Here is a 23,267-nt window from a genome sequence, read left to right as displayed (position 1 = left end):
CCTCCTGGCCCACCGGCCCATCCGGGCCCACCGGCCCCTCCTGGCCCCCCGGCCCATCCGGGCCCACCGGCCCCTCCTGGCCCCCCGGCCCATCCGGGCCCACCGGCCCATCCGGGCCGACCACCCGCGTCCGGTCCACTGGCCTACCCGCCACCGGCTGACCATCCGCGTCCGGCCCACCGGCCGCCGGCCCATCCGGGCCCACCGGCCCATCCCGGCCCCGTCGGCCCCGTCGCGCCGCGAGTCCCGGCCCGGCCGCCCCACGGACCCCCGGCGCCGCACCGGTCTGACCCCGCGTTGGCCTCCGTCGGCTGCGGCCCTCACCCCCGAGGCCCGCCCCGCACCCCGACCGGCGCGTCAGCAGTGCGCGTCAGCGCATGTCCGCCGCGTCGAGCAGGACGGTCACCGTGGGAGCGATGAGCCCGGTCGTCGTGTCGGCCTTGATGCCTGCCCGGGCGCTGGCGCCGTCGAAGATCAGCATCAGTTGCCGGGCCAGCAGGCCCGGGTCGCTCGCCCCGCCCCGTTCCGCCTCGGTGCGGAAGAACGCCGCCAGGTCCTCCTTGACCCGGTGCGCCACCCGGCTCGCGGGGTGACCCGGGTCCTTGAGCTCGATCTGTACGACGAGGTAGCGGCAGCCCTGGAAGTCGGGCTCGCCCGCCTGTGACTCCATCCGCGCGAAGACGTGCAGGATCCGCTCGCGGGGTGGGCGGTCGTCGTCTCTCGCGGGAAGCAGCGTCCTCACATAGGCGGCGGCACGTTCCTCCAGGCTAGCCGCCAGCAGTTCGCCCTTGCTCTCGAACAGCTGGTACATGGAGCGCTTCGAGACTCCCGCCGCCTTGCACAGCGCGTCGACGCCGATACCGACCCCGTCTCGGTAGGTGAGCGTGGCCGCTGCCTCCAGCAGCCGCTCTCGGGAGCTTGACTTCGCTTCGGTGGTCATACGGCGAGGTTAGCTCGATTCCCACTCGCCAGAAACCGATCGGTTTACGGCGGTGGCACCCCCCGCCCCGACCCTGCTTGCGCTTGGAAACAGATCGGTTTACGGTGATGGAAACAGATCGGTTTCCCACGTCACCTGGAGTCAGCCATGACCGCTCTGAAGGGCGCGAACGTCTTCGTCACCGGCGGCAGCCGAGGCATCGGCAAGGCACTGGTGGAGGAGCTGTACGCACGCGGCGCCGGCAAGGTCTACGCCACCGCCCGCGACCCGCGCGGCGTCACGCACCCGGACGCCGTCCCGGTGGCGCTGGAGGTCACCGACCCGGCCGCCGTGGCGGCGGCCGCCGCACAGGCGGGGGACGTCACCGTGCTGATCAACAACGCCGGTGCCTCGGTCGGCGCGTCCTTCCTCGACTCCCCGGTCGACGACGTCCGCCGGGAGTTCGAGACCAACTTCTACGGCCCGCTCCTGGTCACCCGGGCCTTCGTACCGGTCATCGAACGCAACGGCGGCGGCCACCTCCTGAACGTGCACTCCGTGCTCTCCTGGCTGGCCCTCGGCGGCTCCTACAGCGCCTCCAAGGCCGCCCTGTGGTCGCAGACCAACTCCCTGCGCCTGGAGCTCCAGCCGCGCGGCATCGCCGTGACCGGCCTGCACGTCGGCTACGTCGACACCGACCTCACCGCCGGCGTCGACGCCCACAAGTCCGACCCGCGCGAGGTGGCCGCACTCGCCCTCGACGGCATCGAGGCCGACGCCCACGAGGTCCTCGCCGACGACATCTCACGGCACGTCAAGGCGGGCCTGGCCGGCGACCTGGCAGGCCTGTACCCCCAGTTGACGAAGTGACGAAGTGACGAAGTGACGACGTGACGAAGGCGTCGGCCAGTTGACGGTCGCGCCGTGCCGTCGCCGCGCGCGAGCAGCACGGGGTCGTCGAGCTTGCGGCCAACAGAGGAGCTCGTCCGACGGCTTCGGGCCGAGTCGGCTGCTGCTGCCGCGGTCAGGGCCGGTTCAGGCCCCACGTCTGCAGGGCGTAGGGTCGCCCCTTTTCCTCACCTGTGATCAGCGGCACGTCGAGCCGTCTGAAGCCCGCCTTGGTGGCCACCGCGACGCTGGCGGCGTTCTCGGCCTCCAGCTCCAGGATCACCTGCCTCGCGTCCAACTCCTCGAAGGCGTAGGAGGTCATCACCCGCACCGCCCGTGCGGCCAGCCCCCGGCCGCGGTGCGCCGGGCCGATCGCGTAGCCGAGCTCCATGCCCTCGGAGGCACGCCGCAGCATCACCTCGCCGAGCGGTGCGCCGCCGTCGACGGTGACGGCGAGCAGGATCGTCGTGCCGTCCGCCCGCAGTCGCCGGTCCCGGTCCAGCCGTACCCGGGCGGCGGCTGCGTCGAAGGGGGAGGCCATCGGTGTCCAGTACGCGATGTCGGGGTGGTCGAACAGTTCCGGCATCGCGGCCACGTCCGCCTCCGTCCAGTCGCGGAGGACGAGACCCTCCCCCGCGAGCTCGATCCGCTCGGGAAAGGACGGCATGGTGCTGCTCATGGTGGGAGCCTCCCTGGCCTGTTCAGGACGAGGCAGGATAACCGCGGGCAGGCGCCACCACCGGCGTTCGCCGTGCCGCGCTCCCCCGCGGACGGGACGCGGTCGAGGCGGAAAAAAAATCTGGGCTCTTCGCGGCAACCTTTTCGGCCTCTCGGACCACTCAGGGGTGTCCGGGCAGGTGGCCTGGTCAGAGCAACGGCTGAAAGAGAGCACAGACGTGTCCGATGAGCGAGAGCACAGGCATGTGCCCAGGCCATCAGCGTCAGACGAGGCGTCCCACGCCGGCGGCCGCCGTGCCGGTGGCGACGCCCGCGGTCGACGCCCCAAGCATCGCGGCCGTCGGTTGCTGGCGCGTCGCGGTTTCTGGGCGGGCCTCGTCACGGTGGTCGTGGCCGGCTCCGCCGTCGTGGTCAACCAGGCATCGGCGGACACCTCGCTTGATCTGAAGAAGTGGTACGTCCTGGTCAACCGCAACAGCGGCAAGGTGCTGGACGACAGCGCCTTCGCCAAGAACGACGGCGCGGCGGTGGCACAGTGGACGCGCACCGGCCGGGCCAACCAGCAGTGGCGGTTCGTCGACGCGGGTGACGGGTACTACCGGCTGCAGAACCGGAACTCCGGCAAGGTGCTGGACGACTTCGGCTGGTCGAAGACCGCCGGCTCCGACATCGTGCAGTGGAAAGACCTCAACGCCGCCAACCAGCAGTTCAAACTGGCCAAGTCGCCGAACGGCAACGTGCGTTTGATCAACCGCTTCAGCGGCATGGCCGTCGGGGTCCGCAACGCCGCCAAGACCAACGGGGGCGGTGTCGTCCAGGACCGCGACCGGGGCGCCGCCCATCAGCAGTGGAAACTCGTCCCGGCCGGGAGCGTCGGCACGCGCCCGTCGTCTCCGTCGTCTCCCACGCCGTCGTCTCCCTCGCCGTCGTCTCCCACGCCCGCCAACGGCAGCTCGACGAAGAGTTTCATGGGCAGCAACAGGGTGCTCATCGGCGGCTCGATGTCTGAGGCCTCGGCGAACGCCGCGCCGTTCGACGTGCGATACGCCTATATCCACAGCCAGCCCGCGCCCTCGTCGGCCGCCTATACGGCATCGCGTTGCAAGGATGAGTGGTCGGGCTGGTGGGGCTGCTGGGGCGGCAACACCACGGCGCCCGGAAACCAGGTGACCTGGCAGGACAGCGTGGCGGCCAAGGCGACCTACCAGGGCAAGTCGCGCCCGCAGAAGTACCTGTGGACCTGGTACTCGCTGCGCGACCTCGGGGACGCGGCAGGCGAGGGCGACGGCCCGGGCGAGGTCAAGGCCATCAACCGGCTCGACCTGCTCACCCGGTACCTCAACGACTACCGTTTCTTCCTCCAGAAGATCGGCACGTCGCACGACTTGGTCGACCTCGAGCCCGACTTCTGGGGCTTCGCCCGGTCGCTCGGCAATCTGCACCAGGTGCCCGCGCAGGTCACGGGCGCCAACCCGACGGACTGCGGATCGCAGGAGAACAGCGCCGCCGGACTCTCCCGCTGCCTGATCTCGATGGCGCACAAGTACGCGCCGAACACCGCCGTGGGACTGCACCTCTCCTGCTTCGACTGGGAGAGCAACCTCCAGAAGTGCGTCAAGGACTACGCGGACCTCGGGGCATCGAACGCCGACTTCCTGGCCACCGATGTGTCGGACCGCGACGCGGGCTGGTACGCACAGCCTGCCCACGGCGGCAGTGACCACTTCTGGAACGACCAGAAGGCCGCCGCCTCGCTGAAGTTCTGGAAGACGATGGCCGAGTCCGTGGGCAAGCCGGTCGTCCTGTGGCAGATCCCCGTGGGCAACATGGCGGGGAACAACACTCCCGGCCACTTCAAGGACGACAAGGTGGACTGGTTCTTCGGACACATGGACCAGGTGGCGAACGCCCATATCGCCGGCCTGCTGTTCGGTGCGGGGTGGTCGGAGCAGACCACGCCCGAGTCCGACGGCGGAAACCTGATCCGCAAGACGATCGCCTACTACAACTCGGGCGGTACAGCGCTCAAGTAGACGCCGGACACGAACGCGCCCCCATCTCTTCGGTGGGGGCGCGTTCGTCGTGTTCGGGCACGAGGTGGCCTGAAAAAGATCTTCCGGCTCGAGGCAACCCTTTGCGGGGCCGGTGACCACAAGGAAGCGAATCCGGTCGGTTCCGGTGGCCGGAACCCGGACTCCCTCTGATGAACAGCGTGCAAGGAGAGCCTCCCCCATGGACAACCCCACGAACGGCGGGCGCCGCCGCGGGCGTCATCGCCGCCGCTGGACCGCTACCGGTCTGATACTCGGCGTGCCCGCCGTCCTCGTGCCGTACCTGCTCTACGTGCAGGAGGACTCGCAGGCCGCTACGGTCGACGGCAGTGCCTACTACCGGCTGGTATCGGTGCGCAGCGGCAAGGTGCTGGACGTCAACGGCTTCTCCACCGCCGACGGCACGCGTATCCAGCAGTGGACCGACCAGAACACCGCCAACCAGCAGTGGAAGCTGAAGTCCACCGGGGACGGCTACTACGAGCTGGTGAACCGCAACAGCGGCAAAGTGCTGGGCATAGCGGGCGGTTCGACCGCCAAGGCAGCCGCCGCCGAGCAGCAGACCGACAGCTCGTCCACCTCTCAGGAGTGGCGGATCGACGATGTGGGCGGTTCCGGCGCGGTCACCTTCACCTCCCGCAAGAGCGGCCAGGTCCTGGACGTCTCCGGGGGCTCCACGGCCCAGGGCGCGGCCGTCATCCAGTATCCGAGCCTGGGCAGCACCAACCAGCAGTGGAAGCTCGTGAAGTCGACCGAGACCCAGGCGTCCGGGTCCGGCGAGGCACAGACCACGGCCGCGGCCGGGCCGTATGTGTGGAAGAACGCCCCGGTGACGGCCGGCGGTTACGTCACCGGCCTGGTCTTCAACCAGAAGGAGAAGGGCCTGCTGTACGCGCGCACCGACATGGGTGGCGCGTACCGTTGGGACACCGGCGCCGAGCAGTGGATACCGCTGACCGACTGGGTCGGCGAGAAGGACTGGAACCTGCTGGGCATCGAGTCGCTGGCCACCGACCCGGTGGACCCGAACCGGCTCTACCTCGCCGCCGGCACCTACACCAACGAGTGGGCGGGCAACGGGACGATCCTGCGCTCCACCGACCGCGGCCGCACCTTCCAGCACACCGACCTGCCGGTCAAGCTGGGCGGCAACGAGGACGGCCGCGGGGCGGGCGAGCGCCTGGTGATCGACCCCGCGAACCACGACAACCTGCTGCTGGGCACCCGCAAGAACGGCCTGTGGCGCAGCACCGACGCCGGTAAGACCTGGAACCAGGTCTCCTCGTTCCCGGTCAAGGACGGCGCGAGCTTCGGCACCGGCATCTCCTTCGTGACGTACGGCCCGGCCGGCAGCAACACGGTCTACGTCGGCGTCGCCGACAAGTCCACCAACCTGTACCGGTCCACCGACGGCGGCAACTCCTGGCAGGCGGTCTCCGGGCAGCCCACCGGCCAGATGCCGCAGCACGGTGTGCTCTCCGGTGACGGTTCGCTGTACGTGACGTACACCGACCACCCCGGCCCGAACAGCGTGTCGGGCGGTTCGGTGTGGAAGTACACCGGCGGGGCGTGGAAGAACATCTCGCCGTCGCAGGGCAACTACGGGTTCGCCGGTCTGGCCGTCGACCCGCAGAAGCCGTCCACGGTGATGGTCACCACGCTGGACCGCTGGTGGCCGCAGGACGAGGTCTACCGCAGCACCGACGGCGGTGCGACCTGGAAGACCCAGGCCGACAGGTCCGTGCGGGACGCCTCCATCGCCCCGTACCTCGGCACCGGGATCGGGCACTGGATGACCGCGCTGAGCATCGACCCGTTCGACTCCGGGCACGTGATGTACGGCACCGGCAACAACATCTGGGCCAGCAAGGACGCCAACGCGACCGACAACGGCGGCACCAGCCACTGGTTCATCGGAGCCCGCGGGCTTGAGGAGACGGCGTACTACGACGCGGTCTCCCCGCCCGGCGCCGCCGCCCTCATCACCTCGGTGGGCGACCAGGGCGGCTTCGTGTACGACGACGTGACGAAGCAACCCACCAGCCGGCTGGTCAACCCGGAGATGTACGCCAGCACCTCCGTCGACTTCGCCCAGTCCAACCCCTCGCTGGTGGTCCGGGTCGGCCGGAACGGCAAGGAGGACGGCGCCCTCTCCACCGACGGCGGCCACACCTGGAGCGGCTTCAAGGGCGAGCCGGTGCCCAGTGCGGACAGCGGCCACATCGCGATCGCGGCGGACGGCTCCAGCTTCGTCTGGGCCGAGGCCGGCCAGGCCCCGTACCGCTCCACCGACCGGGGCGCGAGCTGGTCGAAGGTCAACGGCCTCGGCACCGACGCCATGATCGTCGCCGACCGGTCCGCGGCCAACACCTTCTACTCGCTGAGCAACGGCACGCTCTACGCCAGCACCGACGGCGGTGCGAACTTCGGTGCCCGCACCTCCAACCTGCCGAGCGGGAAGCTCAGAGCCGTCCCCGGTGTCGCGGGTGACCTGTGGCTCTCCGGCGGCGACCGGGGCCTGCTCCACTCCACCGACGGCGGCCGCACCTTCACCACCCTCGGATCGGTGAAGTCCGCCTCCGCCCTCGGCTTCGGCAAGGCCAAGACCGGCACCGACTACCAGGCCCTCTACCTGCTCGGCACCGTCGACAACGTCACCGGAGTCTTCCGCTCCACCGACAAGGGCGCCACCTGGGTCCGTATCAACGACGACGCCCACCAATGGGGCGCCATCGGCAGCTTCGGCATCATCACCGGCGACCCCGACACCTACGGCCGCGTCTACATCGGCACCAACGGACGCGGCCTCCAGTACGGCGACCCGTCCTGACCCCGACGCCCGTGCAGGGGCCGTGGACTCCGCGACCTGCGGCCCCTGCACAGCGCTGAGGAACCTCACGGGGACTGGGTGCTTCCCGTGGTACGGCGAGATCCCGACCGATCATGAAGATCGGTCGGGATCTTTGCCGTTTCCGGGGCAGTGCGGCGGCCCCGGAAACGGGGCGGCCCCGGCGGCCCGTGGCCCCACCTCACTCTTGAGGGCCACGACGGACACACCGCATGAGTCGACGGCAACGCCCCCTCGCCCCAGGGCGGCGGCGCACCTCATCCGGGGGAACGGTCACTCCCGTCCCTGCGGCGAGATGCAAAGGCGAGATGCAAAAGAGAGGAACCCCAGCCGACGCACGGCTGGGGTTCCTCGAGGTGGTGAGTGTCGATCAGGCGGGTCAGCGCTTCAGGGTGAGGACGCCGGGGCGGTACGGCAGGTTGTCGTAGGAGGTGTTCGGCGGTGTGCTGGGGGACTTGCCCTGGTAGAGGAACTGCAGGTTGCAGGGGTCGACGGTCATGGTCTGGTCGGGGTTGTCGCGGACCAGGTCGCCGTGGCTGATGTCGTTGGTCCAGGTGGCGCCGCTGTTGGCCGCGCCCGCGAAGGGGTTGCTCTCGGTGGCGGCCTGCGGGGTCCAGGGACCGTTCAGGCTGGTGGCGGTGAACGAGCGGAAGTAGCGCCGCTCACTCGCCCCCCGAGCCTCGACGATCATGAGGTACTGGTGCCGGCCCTTGACCGTGTAGACCTGCGGCGCCTCGAAGAGGTTCTTCACCGTGTCGCTCATGACCGTCGTGTACGACGAGCCGAAGCTGCCCGGGAAGTTCCCGATCGGCATGCTCGCCCGGTAGATCTTGCCGTTGTCACCGGCGAAGAACAGGTGGATGTCCTTGTCGTCGGCGATCAGGGTCTGGTCGATCGGGCCGGTGGCAGAGTCGGTGCGGGGGATGCTGCCGGTGAACAGCGGCTGCGGCGCGGACCAGCCGCCCGGGTCGGTGGGGTCGCTGGATGTGCGGTAGCTGAAGGGCCACGGACCCCACTGGTACGCCAGCACCCAGATCTTCTTGGGCGCGAAGTAGAACAGGGTGGGCGCCACCGCCTTCTGGCTCATGCCGGTCTGCCGGGCCGACGCCATGTCCGGCCAGTTCGTGAACGGGCTGAACGCCATGGAGCCGTAGCCCGATCCCGAGTAGTTCGTCCCGTAGACCAGGTGCTTGCCGTTGTACGTCACGGTGGTGAAGTCCTTCAGCGAGGACCACCCGTTCGCCGGCTGCGCCAGCGCGTCCGTCGAGGTCCACCGGTACGTCGACGAAAGGGCACACGTGTCGCTCTTCGGCGCCGCGGTCGGTTTGAAGTTCCAGCGCTGGTTGGCGCCGCCGCCGTTGGTGTCCCAGATCTGGACGGGAGTGCCGTTGGCGGTCCTGCCGCCGGGGAGCTCCAGCGCCCTGCCGCTGGCGACGTTGGTGAGCGTGTAGGAGCCGTCGCCGTTCCGGCGGGCCTTCCAGTGCTGGTGGGCGCCGCCGTTGGCGTCCCAGACCGTCATCCTCGTCCCGTTGGACGTCTGGTTGGCCGGCTCGTCCAGGACCCGGCCGCTGGCGACGTTGGTCAGCGTGTAGGAGCCGTCGCTGTTCCGGCCGGCCCGCCACTGCTGGTTGGAGGCGCCGCTGGCGTCCCACACCTGGAGCGGGGTGCCGTTGCCGTTGTATCCCGCGGGCTCGTCGAGAACGCGCCCGGCGGCCGCGTTGGAGAGCGTGTAGACGGTGCCGGAGGTGATGCCCCCGTCCGTCGTGCCGCCGCCACCGCTGCCGCTGCCGCCGCCGCTGCTCCCGGTGCTGCCCAGGGCGGTGAGCACGGCGCTGTAGGCGGGCTTCTTGTTGCCGCCCGCGTCGAACAGCAGGGGGTTCTCACCGGTGCGCCAGGAGTCGCTGTCGCGGATGCCCCACACCGTGATGCCCGTGCAGCGAGCGACGTTCATGCACGCCTCGACGGCTTTGGTGTACGAGGTGGCGGACGCCTGGGCGATGTCGAGCTCGGTGAGCTGGACGTCGACGCCGAGCGCGGCGAAGTTGGACAGGGTGGTCTGGAAGCTGGCCGGCGGGCCGCTGCTTCCGAAGTGGCTCTGGAAACCGACGCAGTCGATGGGCACGCCGCGTGCCTTGAAGTCCTTGACCATGCGGTAGACGCCCTGGGTCTTGGCGTCGGACCAGTTCTCGATGTTGTAGTCGTTGTAGCAGAGCTTGGCGGAGGGGTCGGCGTTCCGGGCGGTGCGGAAGGCCTCCTCGATGAAGCCGTTGCCCAGGACGTCCTGGAACACGGAGCTGCGGTGCCGGCCGCTGCCGCCGTCGGCGAAGGCCTCGTTGACCACGTCCCAGGCGTAGATCTTGCCCTTGTAGTGGGTCATCTCCTGGGTGATGTGGTTCTTCATCACCGCGCGCAGGGTGTCGGCGTCGGTGATGGACTTGACCCAGTTGGGCAGTTGGGAGTGCCACACCAGGGTGTGGCCGCGCATGCGCTGGCCGTGCGCGGAGGCGTGGCTGACGATCGAGTCGGCGGCGGCGAAGGTGAACGACCCCCGGGAGGGTTCGATGGCGTCCCACTTCATCTCGTTCTCCGGGGTGATCATCTTGAATTCCCGGTCGAGAATGGCGGAGTACGTGGAGTCGCCCATCCTGCCCGCGGCCACGGCCGTGCCGAAGTAACGGCCGCTGCCGGCCGCAGCCTCGGCGGCCGTGGTCGGCGTGCCGGCCTCCGGCGTGAGTGCGGCCAGGGCGACCAGTGGTACGGCAGCACCCGCGGCGGCGAGAACCACGCCGGCGGCGAGCACGCGGCGGGTTGCCGGACGGCGGCGATGAGAGCGGTTCTGATCTGACAACGGCATGTCCTTCTGGCACAGCGGGCCTTGATCCGGCCCCAGTACCTGCCAGTTGCCGCCACGCGCACAAAGGTTGCGCGATCGAGGGAAGGATTTCCACGGTCGTCGCCATGCCGAAGCCGCCCCTACGACGACGGGGCGGCTTCGGCATGGCCGGTGAGTGGAACGGTGGGGCCGGAAGGCCATGGGCATCCGGCCCCACCGCTTACCGCCCTGTATCGGGTCGGCTGGTCACTGGATCGTCCAGGCCTGGAAGGACTCGTTCACGGGCATCGACTGATCGACGGCGGCTCCGGCCGTCGTCGACCCGCCGCTCACCTCGAGGATCTGCTTGCTCTCGAAGTTGCGGATGAGGTAGCCGCCGCTGGTCGGCTCGAAGTACCACAGCTGGTTGTTGCTGCCGTTGTAGGTGATCTGCTGCAGTGTGTTGCCCCTCCAGTGGCTGGGCCAGCCGAAGTCGAGGACCTTGCCGCTGAACCTGTTCACGATCTTGTAGAGCTGTCCGCTGACCGGGATGATGCTCCACTGCTGGTTGACGTTACCGGTGCTGGTCCACTGGACGACGCTCGCGCCCTCGGCCGTGGACCAGCCGTAGTCGTCCATCACCTGACCGCTGTTGACGTTCTTGATCGTGTAGTAGGTCGACGGGTTGGTGTTCGGTGTACCCGTGGAGTCCTCGAGCGCCCCGCCCGCCTGCTGCACACTGAAGTCCGTGATGTAGAAGTAGGCGCCGTCGGTCTTGGCGACCCGCACGTAGCGGAACGTCTGGCGGACGTCGATGTCGCCGGTGAGGGTGCCGGCGAGCGGCAGGGTGCTCGTCTGGCGTCCCACGACGGTGTACGTGGCGAAGGACGGGTCGTTGGATGCCCGGACCTCGAAATTGCCGCGGGTCTCGGACTGGTCCAGGTCCTGGCGCGTCGTCAGCGAGAACTGTCCGAGCTGGTAGGCCTGTCCGAGGTCGACCTGCCACCAGGCCGAGGTGTCGCTCCCGGTCGGCGACCAGCCCGTCGTGCCGTTGTTGTCGTCGGCGTTGGAGGCCGGTGTGTAGGAAGCGTAGACCGACGACGCGGACGCCGGCTTGTTGTAGGCGAGGTTGAGCTTCGCCGCCAGCCCCTGGTAGGCGGACTCGAGGCCGGAGGCCTTGATGACCGTGTCGCCGGATGTGGTGTTGTTGGTGAGCGTGACGTTGGAGCCGTTGGCGTTCTGGTTGATGAATCCGTCGGTGTGCGACAGCACGTTGTTCGAGAGGGTCATGTTGTTCGACCCCTCGTCGGTGTAGAGGCCCGCCACGGCCGAGCCGCAGGCGGCCGGCGTTCTCACCACGTCGTGGACGTAGTTGCCGTTGATGACGGTGCCCGGGTCGTTGGAGAGGTGGTAGATGGCGGCGGCGTCGCAGAGCCGGTTCATCACGTTACCGAGCCGGTTGTAGCTGACGCTGTTGTTGCCTTCGGCGTTGGCCGCCGACTGCCAGCCCCAGCCGAGCGAGATCGCGGCCCACGGGGTGTCGGAGATGTCGTTGTGGTCGATGGTGGTGCTGTTGACGAAGCCCGCGTCGATGCCGGCGGTTCCCAGGTAGTCCTCACCGATCCGGGTGATCAGGTTGTCCTTGACGGTGACGTTCTTGACCACCTCCCGGGCGTCCTCACCGGCCGGTGACGTGGGCGGGTTGTAGACGGTGTGCATCTCCACCGTGGGATCGGAGAACTTGCCCACCATGATCCCGTTGCCGGCGATGTCGTAGACGATGTTGCCGGTCACGGAGCTGTCGTGCACGCCGTGGGACAGGTCCAGGGCGGTGGCGCCCATCTGCGTGAAGGTGTTGCCGGTGAAGGAGACCCGGTCGGCGTTCGCGGCCTGGACCCCGGCCGGCGGACGACCCACGTACTGGTTGTTGGAGTTGTCGGCCGAGATGTTGTAGTTGCCGCCCTGGCCGTTGAGGTAGCCGTTGTTCGTCGGTTCCATCCAGGTGGTCTGGGCGAAGGTGATCCCGGAGAAGCGCAGGTCGTGGGCGGGGCTGCCGAGGTTCGTGCCCTTGATGTCGAAGAGCGTGGGCAGCGTCGGCGCCTGCACGCTGACCGTGGACATGTTCTCGCCGGGGCGGGGCTTGTAGTAGACGGTCTGCGCGGCCGTGTCGACGTAGAACTCGCCCGGTTCGTTGAGGAACTCGTGGGCGTTCTCGAAGTGCAGGGGGGAGTTGTTGGAGAGCTGGGGCCAGGGGCGCTGGAACAGGATGCCCGCCTCGTGGTCCTGGATGGTCACGTTGGCGATGCCGCCCGCGGAGCTGATCGACTTCAGTCGCAGGTAGCTTTCGCCCCACTGCGTCTCCAGCATCATCTCGACCTTGCTGAGCTGGTCCCAGTTGGAGACCTGTGAGCTGAGCACCTTCAGCAGCTTGTTGGGCTTGTCGCTGCCCTGCAGCTGGAAGTCCGTGCCGACGTCGGGGAAGCGGGCCCGGGTGGCGCGGACCCCGTTGACGTACAGCTGCCGGAAGTCGAGGCTGCCCACGGACGCCTTGTACTCGCCGTTGGAGGCCGCGGTCCAGCCGGTGACGGCCTTGCCGCCGCTGATCACGGGCGTCTCACCGTTGTACGCCTGGTAGATCACGGTGTGGCCGTTGGTGCCCGAGTCACTGGTACCGAAGGTGATCGGGGCGGTGAGGGGGTAGGTGCCTCCGCGCAGGTTCACGACGATGTCGTCGGACATGTTCGCGTTGACGGCCCGGACCGCGGCCTGGGCGGCCTGGACGGTCTTGAAGGCTGCGGCGGTGCTGGTTCCCGAGTTGCTGTCACTGCCGTTGACGGGGTCCACGTAGAAGTTCGTCGTGGCCGCGTAGGCGGGCTGAGCGGGCAGTACGGCCGCGAAGACGACGGTTGCCGCCGCGAGTGCCTTGACCGTCCCCGCGCCGATGCGTAGGGGTCTCATCTGTGGTGTGTCCCTCCTCCAAGCCCCCGCTGCTTATGAGTGGCATTTATCGATGGGATGGAGTGCTCTCGTCAAGACGATGAACCTACTTATTTTTCCCCCTTCGTAACACCGGGGACATGTGTGGGGGCAGGCATGGCGTCCGCATGGTCCCCTTAGTGCGGGAGTTATCCCAGCTAGAAGCGCTACTTCGGTGACCGGCAGCGTCCCGCGCAAACCAATGGGTGCTCAGAATGAGTAGTACTCATTTTGGCTCTACCGTAGTCGGGTTCTGTTACTGATCACTTGAGGATGAGGAGGGGACGAACCCGCCCCGGACCGACGAGGAGCCGCCCGAACCCTGCGCGTCGACGCGGTAGCCGTCGCCCGCGGCACTGCGGTCGCCGGTGCCGTTGTTGAACTGGGCGGCGAACTCATGGCTCCCGGCCGGCACGGTCAGGCCCGGCTTGAGGACCCAGCGGTAGACCAGGATGCCGCCGGCCTCCTGGACGGTGACGGTGAAGTCACCGCTCGGCAGGGTCTGCCAGGTGCCGGTGTTCTTCACCCCGCCGGTCTGCACGATCCGTATCTCGACCGTGAGCGAGGTGAGCGGCTGCGTCGTCTTGAGGGCGAGGTCGCTCTGCGTCCAGTAGACGGTGCTCCGCGGGTCCACCGAGCCGGCCGACGACAGCGCCCCGTTCCGGCTCTCGTCGGCGGTCGGCGACGGACTGGTGACCGGCGAGGGACCGGTGGCCGACGGAGTCGGGCGCACGCCGCCCGGGGTGGTGGCCGGGGCCGGCGCGACAGGGGTGGGGCGGGCTGTCGTCGGGTGCGGGGAGCTGACGCTCGGGGACGGGCTGCCGGCAGGCGTGGTCACGGTGGGCAGGGGCGGCGGCGACGAGGTGGCGACGATGGCGGCGACGGCGAGGCCGCCGGTCGCCAGGATGCCGGTGGCGGCGAACCCGGCGAGCGCGACCCTGACCCACGACCTCGCGAACGGCCGCGCGCGATGACGGACGGCGGGGCCGGCCATGCCGCGTTGCACCCGGGCCAGCATCCTCGCACGGTCGGGCCGGTGGCCCTCGGCGGCCTCGCGCAGCCGACGGGCGATCTCCTCGTTCACCGGTTCCTCCTCCCTGCCACCAGGTCCCCGACCGCGCGTGCGCCCAGGATCCCTTCCAGCTCGGCCATTCCCTTCGAGGTCTGGCTCTTCACCGTACCGACCGATACGCCCAGCGCCGCCGCCGTGTCCTTCTCCGGCAGGTCGAGGGCGTGCCGCAGCACCACACAGGCACGCTTGCGGAAGGGCAGCCGGGCGAGCGCCGCGCGGACGTCCGGCACGGCCGCCATGTCCGGCCCCTCCGCCTTCTCGGGGCTGCGGGACCAGAACAGCGTGATCCGGCGTCGCTCCCGCACCGCGCTGCGGATCCGTCCCCGCGCCAGGTTGGCCACCACACCGCGGGCGTAGGCGAGCGGGTGGTCGGCCTGCCGCAACCGGTCCCACCGCTGCGATACGAGCGGCGCTCGTGCCCGGTCGGTTGCGCGTGCACACCTCGCGGAAGACGCGCCGAGAGGGCCACGACCGGATGTCGTGGCCCTCTCGGGTCCTGCGGAGGAGTGGTGCTCCTCGTCAGTCCTTGCCGGCGAGGCGCCAGATCTGGTTCTTCTTGGTGGTCAGGGTGGTGCCGGTGTCGCATGTCCACTGATGGACGAGGGCGCCGGGTGCGGTGGAGATGGTGCTGACGTCGACGCACTTGCCGCTGTGTACGGCGACGAGCTGGTAGTCGTGGCTGTTGCCGAGCGCGGTCACCGGACGGAGCGTGAAGCGCTGGTTGGGGCCGTTGAGGCAGGTCCACTGCTGGACGGCGGCGCCGTTGGCAGTGGAGATCTGGCTGATGTCCAGGCACTTGCCGCTGGAGTGGTTGACGACGGTGTAGGTGTCGCTGGTGCCGGCGACGGGGTGGAAGTCGAAGACCTGCTCCTGTCCGCTCCCGCAGGTGTTCTGCCGGTACTGGGTGCCGTTGGCCGTGGACTGACCGGGGTTCTCCAGGCAGAGCCCGCTGTGCTGGGCCACGGCCGTTGAGGAGAAGCCGGCCGCGGCGCCGATGTGCAGGGTCGCGGGTGCGAAGGAGACCTGGTCGAGGTGGGGCGCGGAGCTGGACCGCATGGGCTGTCCGATGTCGGTGCCGCCGCCGGAGTAGACGACGCCGATGGTGGTGCCGTCCCAGTTGTACAGCTGTGAGGCGGTGAACTTGACGGTGTTGGCGCCCTTGGTGAGGGTGACGGGGACGGTGTAGTTCTGGAACTGGTTCCAGTGCAGGGTGCTGGCGAAGTTGACGCGGGTGGCGGTGCCGCCGTTGACGCTGACGTCGGCGTGCTCGGCGTAGAGGTCGGGGTTGTAGTGGTTGGAGGGCAGTTCCTCGTTGTTGGCGAAGCGCATGGTCATGGCGTAGGTGCCGGCCGCGGGCGCGTTGACGTCGAGGGTGAGGGAGTTGGCGGTTCCGTCGCCGATGCCCTTGACGACGCCGCCGTTGGCCTGGCTGTAGGTGTTGTCCACGGCCGCGGTGCCGGTGAGGGTGCCGTTCTCGGCCTGGTAGGTGACGACGTTGCCGGTGGTGACGGGGTCGTTGGCGCTGAACGGGGTGACGGTCAGGTCGTCCAGGGCGAGGGTGCCGCCGGTGCCGGTCACCTTGACCTTGTTGATGCCGCCGCTCAGGTAGACCCGGTTGGTGGAGGTGGACCAGGCGTCGGTCGTCGCACCGGCGAGTGTCTGGTCGTTGACGGTCCTGCCGTTGACGGCCAGGTCGGCCTGGCCGGTGTTGCGGAAGCGGGCGGTCAGGTCGGCGTATCCGTCCCGGGCGGAGTAGACCCAGAAGGTGGCGGACTTGCCGGAGGTGAGGTTGACCGCGCCGGCGCCGGACTGGCCCTGGGAGGTGTAGGTGGCGGTGCCGCTGTCGGAGAGGTTCGCCTGCTCGGCCTCGTAGAGCGTGGTGCCCTGGACGGAGGCGTCCTTGTACTGGAGGTCGATCTTGTCGATGATGGCGTCGCCGACGGTCGTCGCGCCGTTGTCGCCCGTGGTGGCCAGGGTGATCGTGTGGCTGCCTGCGGTGAGGTGCACGGTGGCGTCGTCGTGTCCCCACACCACCCACTGGAAGCCCACCGGGATGTCGATCCTGGTGGAGGCGCCGCCGTCGACCCGCGCGTAGATGTTCGTCGGGCCCTTGACGTCGGAGTCCTTGGCGTAGCTGTTGCCGAACACCGACAGGTTGTAGTCGCCGGTGGTGGGGACGGAGACGTTGAAGGAGATCACCGTGGTCGAGCCGGTGCGCAGGCCCCCGACGTCCTTGGTGCCGGAGGTGGCGAACTTGGAGACGCTGCCGGTGGTGCCCTCGGTGTTGATGCCGTAGCCGGTGCCGCTGAGCGTGGCGTTCTCGGCCTCGTACGTGCCCGTCCAGGTGCTGTCCGAGGCGGTGGTGCTGCCCGTGCCGCCAGGGGAGACGATCACCTGGTACGCGGACATCGCGTCGAGGCTGATCGGGACGGTGATCGAGCCGTCGGAGCCCACGGCGACGTCGGCGTCGGAGAGCCGGGTCGGGGTGGCCGCCGCGCCGATGTAGCCGCTCCAGCGGTCCTGGAACACGCTGACGTGGACGGTGCTGCCGAAGACCGCGGGGGCGATGTTCTTGATGACCGTGTCGGAGGCACCGCTGGTGCCGCCCCCGGCGAGGATGACGCGGGCCTGCTTCTTGGCCGTGTCCAGACTCGCCAGGCCCTGCAGGGTGTACGCGGCGTTGGCCCCGCTGCTGGTGACCTTGACGGTGTTGCCGCCCTTCATGGAGCTGTACCAGTTGTACAGCCACCACTGGGCGTTGGGCGTGTTCTGTGCGGCCGCGGAGTCGCCGAGGTTGCCGTTGATGTTCCAGTACGGCAGGTTGCCGTCGACCTTCTCGTCCTCGATGCCCGCGATCCACTGGACCATCTGGCCGGGGTCGGTCAGGTGGAATCGGTGGGCGTACTCGTTGAGGTTGACGGGGATCGGGGAGGTGATCCCCGCGGCTGTCTCCACCGCGCGGTAGGCGTCGACGGTGCTGCGGACGCCCGCCGGACTGCCGAGGGTGTGCCAGGTCACCACGTCGGGCAGGCAGTTGTTGGCCTTGCAGAACGTGAGGAAGCCGCGGAAGGACGAGTCGGTGTAGCCGGCGGAGTTCGGCCCCGCCAGCCGCGCCTGGGGCCAGATGCCCTTGATGAAGTTGTAGGTCTGGAGCCACTCGGCGTTGAAGTTGGCCAGCGCCGTCGCGTTGCTGCCCATGCCCTTGAACCAGTTCAGGTCGGGCTCGTTGTAGGGGATGAAGACGATGTGGCTCGCGTACGGGCTGGCCATCGCCTGCTCGACCTGCGTCCTCATGGTGTCCTGGTAGGCCGCGTAGCTCGTGCGCTCGTAGTTGGCGCGGTACACATCCGTCATGTAGATGAACTCATCGCCGCCGCCGCTGTCGACGAACGGCTTGGCGATCTCCAGGGCGTCCGAGCCCGGGTGCTGCTGACCGTCCTGGTACTTGGTGTTGGTGGTCTTCAGCCCCATCCCCTCGATGAGGTTGTTCGTCGGCACGTCCGGTCCGTACAGGCCGTACAGCGCCCCGGAGGCCCCGCCGCGGAAGGCCCCGGTGGAGTTGCCGAGGTCGACGGTGAGGGTGGGGTTGGCGGCGGAGGCCGGTGTCGCCGTCGCGGCGGTCACGCCGGCGACGAGGGTCAGCGGAAGCAGCGCCGTCGCGACGCCGCGGAGAAGGCGTCTCGCGACCGAGCGTCTTTGCCCGTTTGCTGGCATGTGCTTACGTCCCTTCGGATGGGGTTGTTGTCGCTGTGCTGCCGGCCCCCGTGCCGGACGTGTGGGTGGGCCGTCGCCCGAGGTTCAGGCGACGGTGGCGTCGGCTTGGGCGTCCGCGCGGTGACGGCGGTGGTCGCGTCCGCTGGTGTCCCTGTCCGCTCCGCTCACCGCCTCGGTGCCCCTGACCATGGCTGTGCGCTCTCGTCAGGGGGCTCGCCGTCGTCCTCAGCTCTTGCCGAGGAGGGTCCAGATCTGGTTCTTCTTCCCGGCGAGGGCGCTCGCCGGGTCGCAGGTCCACTGGTGGATCAGGGCGCGTGCCGTGGTGGAGACGCCGGACACGTCGACGCACTTGCCGCTGTGGACGGCGACCAACTGGTAGTCATGGCTGCCTGTGGCGAGGGCGTTGAGGGTGTACTGCTGGCTGGTGCTGCCGTTGCAGGTCCACTGCTGGACGGCGGCACCGTCAGCCGTGGACGCGCCTGCCACGTCCAGGCACTTGCCGCTCAGCTCGTTGACGACGGTGTAGGTGTTCGTCAGGCCGGCGACCGGCTTGAAGTCGAACATCTGCTGGTAGCCGCCCTCGCAGTAGTACTGCTGGTACTGCGTGCCGTTGGCTCGGGACAGGTTGGTGTCGTCAAGGCACTGGTGGCTGTTCGCGCTGATGGCGATCGTGGAGATGGTGGTGTTCGACGGGGGGAGCAGGGTGACGGTGTAGGCGTCCTTGGCGTTCGTCCACGGGACGGTGAGGGAGGCGGCGTCGCCGCTGACCGTCAGCGTGGTGTCGGAGACGGTGGTGGGTCCGCTGACGGCGTTGCCGTTGTCGTAGGGGTTGCGCTGGACGACGGCGCGGACCCGTCCGTTTTCCACGACCGACGTGGTGCCCAGGCCGGTGAGGTTGACGGTGACAGTGCCGGTGTTGCCGTTGCTGCCGAGCAGGATCTTGGCGTTCTTGGCGGTGTTGTCCTTCGTGGCGAAGCCGTCGGTGCTGGTACCAGGGGTGACCTTGACGACGCTGCCGGTCTGTGAGCCGTAGTAGCGGTACGCGAACCACTCGCCGCGCGGCAGGTACTGGCCGGCGCTGTTCTTGGTGAGAAGGGCGGCCTCGTTGTCGTGCAGACCCGTGCCGCCGGCCCAGTTGGCGCGCAGCCCGTCCATGCCCGCGCGCTCCAGACGGGATATGTACCAGCTGCCGCCGCCCGGGTTCTGTTCGCCGGGGAGACCGTACTCGTTGACCTGGTACGGGCGGGTGTTGGTCAGGCCCGCGGCGGCGAGGGTGGAGTCGGCGGCGACGCCGTCGGCGACCGGGTCGCCGGACAGGTCGTGCCAGCTGTAGATGTCGGGAGCGACGTTGTTCGCCTTGACGTAGGCCAGGTAGGTGGTCCACCAGGCGTTGGACGATCTCGGCGTCTTGGAGATGCTGGGGCCCACGATCAGCTGGTTGGGGAAGGCCGACCGCACACGGGCGTAGAAACGCGACCACATCTGCAGGTACTGGGACTGCGGCCGGCCCCAGAAGTTGAGACCGTCGGGTTCGTTCCACAGGTCCCATTCGACGGTCATGTTGTTGGCCTGGACGTCGCTGATGAGCTGGGTGACGAAGGCGTCGAACTGCGTCCAGTCGCCGTTGTCGCCGGGCCAGCCCTGAGTGGTCGTGCCGTCTGCTCCCCACAGGTCGTGGGGCAGGATGACGAAGGTGCCGCCGAGGGCGGTGGTGCGCTTGTACTGGGCCAGCGTCGCGTTCCAGCGGGTCTGGTAGGCGGCGAGGCTGGTGGCGTAGCCGCCGTTGTTGAGCTGGGCGCCGCCGGCCCGCTCCAAGTGCCACTTGATGTCCTTGTAGAAGTGGTCCTGGGGCAGCGAGCCGTCGGGCGTGATCCCGTACAGGGTGCCGGAGGCCCGGTAGGTGGGAGCGCCTGCGGTGGTGGCGAAGTCCACGGTGACGCTGGTGTCGGCGGCCTGCGACGGGAGGGCGGGTATCAGAGTGGTGGCCATGGCGGCCGCGAGGACGGCGACGGTCGAGACCGCTCGGCGGCGGGTGCGGGTTGCGGGTCTGGCCAGTGTCCAGGGCGATTTCATGGTGCGGCTCCTGCGTGAGCGGGGAGGGGTACGGGACCGAACGGTTCCGGGGCTGTGGGGAGACGGCCGGTCAGCGGCTGTGTCTATGGGCGTGAGCTTCGGCGAGGAGGAGGTAGCTGCTGGCGGTCCAGGTGTAGGCGCGGTCGCGCAGGCCGGTGCCGGTGAGGGCGTCGAAGTTCTCGGCGAAGCCGTGGGTTTCGCACAGGGCGCGGAAGCGGGCACTGATGTCGTCGGCCAGTCGGTGGTGGCCGGCTCGGCGCAGGCCGTCCTCGATGAGGACGGTGGCGGGCGCCCAGATCGGACCGCGCCAGTAACCGTCGGACAGGTAGTGCGGTGACGTGGGCAGCTCGGTGGCCAGTCCGTAGGGGGTCAGGTGGGCCTCGATCCGGGCGGCCAGGGCCTTGCCGACGTGCTCGGGGAGGTGCTCGCCCAGTGCCATCGGCATCAGGTCCAGCAGGCTGGAGCTTGCCCAGGTCGCGGCGCTGTCCGCGCCGCGTGCCATGAACCGCTCACCCGTCCACAGCTCGTCGAGCATCGCGGCCTGGGTGTCCTCGGCGGTACGGGTCCACCGTCGCGCGTCGTCCGGCTGGTCCAACTCGTCTGCCAGAACGGCCAGTTCACGTAGCTGGAGGACGAGGAAGGCGGCCAGGTCGGCGGTGACGACCACGCGCTCGGGGTCGAAGGTGGTGGCGTTGTCCCAGCCACTGTCGTTGCCGTGCTGGTAGTGGGGCAGGGCGACGCCGGGTGCACGCCGCGCGGTGAGCCAGAAGTCCGTCCACCGTGCCAACCTGCCGTAGACCTCGACGAGATCCTTCCGGCTGAGGGGTGTGGGCAGCCGTCTGCGCAGGTGGGACAAGGTCCAGCCGTGGATGGGCGGTTTGACGAAGTTGTACAGGACCTCGGAGTGGGTCACCGAGTCGGGCAGCGAACCGGTCTCGTCCTGGTGGTCGAAGGGCAGGGAGAACTGGTCCCAGGCCAGCTGCGGGTGTCCCGGCGCCAGGGCGAGCGCGTTGAAGCAGTGGTCCCAGCTCCAGACCTTGTCCATCCAGTGCTTGGACATCAGCACGGCGGGGCGGGTGACCAGGCCGGCCGGGCGGACGGTCGCCGACCAGACGACGTAGGCGGCGAGTTCGGCGGCCGGGGTGTCGGACGAGCGCCAGGGGGCGACGGCGTCCACGAACTCGGCGAACGGCCGTCGCGCGGCCTCCATGATCTCGCCGAACGCCGCCGACGGGCGGTAGGGCCGTCGCGCACTGTCGAGTTCCTCGACGGCGACCTCCCACGATCCGTCGGGCCCGGCGGTGACCGTGAGACCACGGTCACCGGTGCCCAGGGCCTGGGCACCGGACACCTCGGTGACCGTGCCGGACAGCACGGTGATCCGGTAGCGGCGGCCGGTCTCGTAGGAGGTGAAGATGTGGGCGTTGTCCACGGGGTCGCGGTAGAAGTAGGTCCCGCTGAAGGGGGTCAGGTCCTTCGCCGCCGCGGTGACACGCAGGCCCAGCCGCTCGCCGTGCACGCGTACGGTGTCCGGCGTCTCGTAGGCGAGTGCCACACGGCCGCGCTCGCCGATCCAGCTGAGCAGGCCCGGGGCCGCCTCGATACGCGTCTCGGCCCGCTCGCCCGTCGCCGCGTCCTGGGGGACGAGACGCAGGACGGCGTGCATGCCGTTCTGGTGCGAGACGAGGTGCAGGTCTTCGGCCCGTGTCCTCTCCGCCAGTACGGGAGAGAAACCGAACCAGGAGCCGTGCGTGCTGAACGGGATGTCATGGACGGAGAAGTACGGGCCGGATCGGGCGGCGGTCATGGGGCGTGACTCGTTTCTTGGGCAGCGGAGGTCGGCGGTCTGCCGTCCGGTGACGGGGAGTGGTCAGTCCTTGACGGCACCGGCGGTCACGCCTGCGGCGACGTAGCGCTGGGCGAGGACCAGGATCACCGTGGCGGGCAGCGAGGCCACGACGGCGGTGGCCATGATGGCGTTCCACTGCTGGTTGTTGTTGCCGATGTAGTGGTAGATGCCGAGGGTGATCGGCTCGTGGGCGCCGCCGTTGGCGAGGGTGCCGGCGAAGACGAAGTCGGACCAGGACCACAGGAACGCGAACAGCGACACCGTGACGACCGAGTTCCGGCTCATCGGCAGGACGATCGACCAGAAGGTGCGCAGGGCCCTTGCTCCGTCCATCTGCGCGGCCTGGATCAGCTCGCCCGGGATGCCGGCCATGAACGCGGTGAAGATCAGGACCGCGAAGGGGACGGCGAGGGTGGAGTCGGCGACGATCAGGCCGGGGACGGACTGGAGCAGGCCGAGCTGGAGGTAGATGGCGTAGAAGCCCATCGCCATGATGATGCCGGGGACCATCTGGGCGGCCAGGAGGAGGAAGCTCAGTGCGCCGCCGCCGCGCGGGCGGAGTTTCGCCAGCGCGTAGCCGGCGGGCGCGGCCAGGGCCACGGTCAGCACGACGGTGCCCAGGCCGATGACGAGGCTGGTGCCGAGGTAGGGCACCTGCTGGTCGAGGACGGCGCGGTAGCCCTCCAGGGTGCCGTGGGCGGGGAACAGGCTCGGCGGGCTCTTGCGCATGTCCTGGTCGCGGGTGAAGGACACGTTGAGCATCCAGTAGACCGGGAAGAGCATGACCGCGGTCAGGAGGACGCCGACGGTCGTCTTGACCCCCGTGCGGGTGCGGCGCTGCGGGGTGCCGATGGCGATTGCTGTCATGACAGCGCCTGCTTTCGCTGGACCTTCAGGTAGATCAGGCCGAAGACCAGGGCGGCGACGACGAGCAGGTTGCCGACGGCCGCGCCGGGGCCGAACGCGGGGAGGAGGTTGCCGAAGCCGAGCTGGTAGGACCAGGTCGCGAAGGTGGTGGAGGAGTCGGCCGGGCCGCCCTTGGTCATGATCCAGATGATGTCGAAGACCTTGAGGGTGTAGATCAGCCCGAGCAGCAGGGTGATCGCGGACACCGGGCGCAGCAGCGGGAAGGTGATGCGCCAGAAGCGCTGCCAGGCGTTCGCGCCGTCGAGGGCGGCGGCCTCGTACAGGCTGGCGGGGATGGACTGGAGTCCGCTGTGGAGGACGACGAGGTTGAAGGGGACGCCGATCCAGATGTTGGCGATGATCACCGAGGTCAGGGACCAGGAGGGTGAGGTCAGCCAGTTCACCGGGCCGATGCCGAGGGCGTGCAGGGCGGCGTTGACGATGCCGGAGTCGCTGTTGAGCATCCACGACCAGGTGGAGG

13 protein-coding genes and 1 pseudogene are annotated in these 23,267 nt (G+C 69.1%); 3 read left to right on the top strand and 11 right to left on the bottom strand.

From position 1 onward, the window contains the following. Positions 1 to 370: 370 nt before the first annotated feature. On the bottom strand, positions 371 to 940 hold the full coding sequence (locus AQJ58_RS37985) for a TetR/AcrR family transcriptional regulator (protein WP_067258915.1): 570 nt from the start codon (positions 938 to 940) through the stop codon (positions 371 to 373). Positions 941 to 1,087: 147 nt separating this feature from the next. On the opposite strand from AQJ58_RS37985, the gene AQJ58_RS37980 reads away from it, so the two are divergent. Beyond that, positions 1,088 to 1,789, top strand: coding sequence for an SDR family oxidoreductase (locus AQJ58_RS37980; protein WP_067258913.1), 702 nt, complete (start codon positions 1,088 to 1,090; stop codon positions 1,787 to 1,789). A 154-nt stretch (positions 1,790 to 1,943) separates the two neighbouring features. Here the strand turns inward: AQJ58_RS37980 and AQJ58_RS37975 are convergent, their stop codons facing one another. Next, on the bottom strand, positions 1,944 to 2,486 hold the full coding sequence (locus AQJ58_RS37975; RefSeq protein ID WP_067258911.1) for a GNAT family N-acetyltransferase: 543 nt from the start codon (positions 2,484 to 2,486) through the stop codon (positions 1,944 to 1,946). 343 nt (positions 2,487 to 2,829) lie between these two features. Between AQJ58_RS37975 and AQJ58_RS37970 the strand changes: the two genes are divergently transcribed. Together AQJ58_RS37970 and AQJ58_RS37965 are read left to right on the top strand one after the other, a co-directional pair. Beyond that, on the top strand, positions 2,830 to 4,518 hold the full coding sequence (locus AQJ58_RS37970) for an RICIN domain-containing protein (protein WP_234360436.1): 1,689 nt from the start codon (positions 2,830 to 2,832) through the stop codon (positions 4,516 to 4,518). Positions 4,519 to 4,717: 199 nt separating this feature from the next. Then, positions 4,718 to 7,366 carry an RICIN domain-containing protein gene (locus AQJ58_RS37965; RefSeq protein ID WP_067258909.1) on the top strand — a complete coding sequence of 883 codons (2,649 nt, stop codon included), beginning with the start codon at positions 4,718 to 4,720 and terminating at the stop codon, positions 7,364 to 7,366. 397 nt (positions 7,367 to 7,763) lie between these two features. Here the strand turns inward: AQJ58_RS37965 and AQJ58_RS37960 are convergent, their stop codons facing one another. The 9 genes and pseudogenes from AQJ58_RS37960 to AQJ58_RS37920 form a co-directional block, all read right to left on the bottom strand. Then, entirely contained in the window at positions 7,764 to 10,238 is a 2,475-nt protein-coding gene (locus AQJ58_RS37960; protein WP_234360435.1) for a non-reducing end alpha-L-arabinofuranosidase family hydrolase, read from the bottom strand. Positions 10,239 to 10,463: 225 nt separating this feature from the next. Next, positions 10,464 to 13,154, bottom strand: a complete 2,691-nt coding sequence (locus tag AQJ58_RS37955; protein WP_067258905.1) for an RICIN domain-containing protein — start codon at positions 13,152 to 13,154, stop codon at positions 10,464 to 10,466. Between the two features lie 274 nt (positions 13,155 to 13,428). Next, the gene (locus AQJ58_RS37950; RefSeq protein WP_067258903.1) at positions 13,429 to 14,256 is read right to left on the bottom strand and encodes a hypothetical protein; all 828 of its coding nucleotides are present in this window, start codon (positions 14,254 to 14,256) and stop codon (positions 13,429 to 13,431) included. Then, a pseudogene (locus AQJ58_RS37945) lies at positions 14,253 to 14,639 on the bottom strand (sigma factor-like helix-turn-helix DNA-binding protein); the annotation flags it as partial. The gene AQJ58_RS37950 and the pseudogene AQJ58_RS37945, both read right to left, overlap by 4 nt. 124 nt (positions 14,640 to 14,763) lie before the next feature. Further along, a complete protein-coding gene (locus tag AQJ58_RS37940) occupies positions 14,764 to 17,868 on the bottom strand; it encodes an RICIN domain-containing protein (protein ID WP_324613859.1) in 3,105 nt (1,034 codons plus the stop codon). 315 nt (positions 17,869 to 18,183) lie between these two features. Beyond that, complete coding sequence (locus tag AQJ58_RS37935; protein WP_079079476.1) at positions 18,184 to 20,031, bottom strand: RICIN domain-containing protein; 1,848 nt, start codon at positions 20,029 to 20,031, stop codon at positions 18,184 to 18,186. A gap of 70 nt (positions 20,032 to 20,101) precedes the next feature. Next, the gene (locus AQJ58_RS37930) at positions 20,102 to 21,838 is read right to left on the bottom strand and encodes an amylo-alpha-1,6-glucosidase (RefSeq protein WP_067258899.1); all 1,737 of its coding nucleotides are present in this window, start codon (positions 21,836 to 21,838) and stop codon (positions 20,102 to 20,104) included. 63 nt (positions 21,839 to 21,901) lie between these two features. Beyond that, a complete protein-coding gene (locus AQJ58_RS37925; protein ID WP_067258898.1) occupies positions 21,902 to 22,747 on the bottom strand; it encodes a carbohydrate ABC transporter permease in 846 nt (281 codons plus the stop codon). Next, on the bottom strand, positions 22,744 to 23,267 hold a 524-nt coding region (locus AQJ58_RS37920), incomplete at its 5' end, for a carbohydrate ABC transporter permease (protein ID WP_159056391.1). The genes AQJ58_RS37925 and AQJ58_RS37920, both read right to left, overlap by 4 nt.

Source organism: Streptomyces sp. DSM 15324, assembly GCF_001514285.1.
In the GTDB taxonomy this organism is placed as follows: Bacteria; Actinomycetota; Actinomycetes; order Streptomycetales; family Streptomycetaceae; genus Streptomyces.
The sequence above is the reverse complement of the archived record's forward strand: the minus strand, read 5'-3'. Positions and strand labels throughout refer to the sequence as shown.

Excerpts from the sequence above, each read along its gene's own strand:
- AQJ58_RS37960 (WP_234360435.1), bottom strand. The coding sequence starts at position 10,238 with ATGCCGTTGTCAGATCAGAACCGCTCTCATCGCCGCCGTCCGGCAACC.
- AQJ58_RS37975 (WP_067258911.1), bottom strand. The coding sequence starts at position 2,486 with ATGAGCAGCACCATGCCGTCCTTTCCCGAGCGGATCGAGCTCGCGGGG.
- AQJ58_RS37925 (WP_067258898.1), bottom strand. The coding sequence starts at position 22,747 with ATGACAGCAATCGCCATCGGCACCCCGCAGCGCCGCACCCGCACGGGG.
- AQJ58_RS37935 (WP_079079476.1), bottom strand. The coding sequence starts at position 20,031 with ATGAAATCGCCCTGGACACTGGCCAGACCCGCAACCCGCACCCGCCGC.
- AQJ58_RS37965 (WP_067258909.1), top strand. The coding sequence starts at position 4,718 with ATGGACAACCCCACGAACGGCGGGCGCCGCCGCGGGCGTCATCGCCGC.
- AQJ58_RS37985 (WP_067258915.1), bottom strand. The coding sequence starts at position 940 with ATGACCACCGAAGCGAAGTCAAGCTCCCGAGAGCGGCTGCTGGAGGCA.
- AQJ58_RS37930 (WP_067258899.1), bottom strand. The coding sequence starts at position 21,838 with ATGACCGCCGCCCGATCCGGCCCGTACTTCTCCGTCCATGACATCCCG.
- AQJ58_RS37980 (WP_067258913.1), top strand. The coding sequence starts at position 1,088 with ATGACCGCTCTGAAGGGCGCGAACGTCTTCGTCACCGGCGGCAGCCGA.
- AQJ58_RS37955 (WP_067258905.1), bottom strand. The coding sequence starts at position 13,154 with ATGAGACCCCTACGCATCGGCGCGGGGACGGTCAAGGCACTCGCGGCG.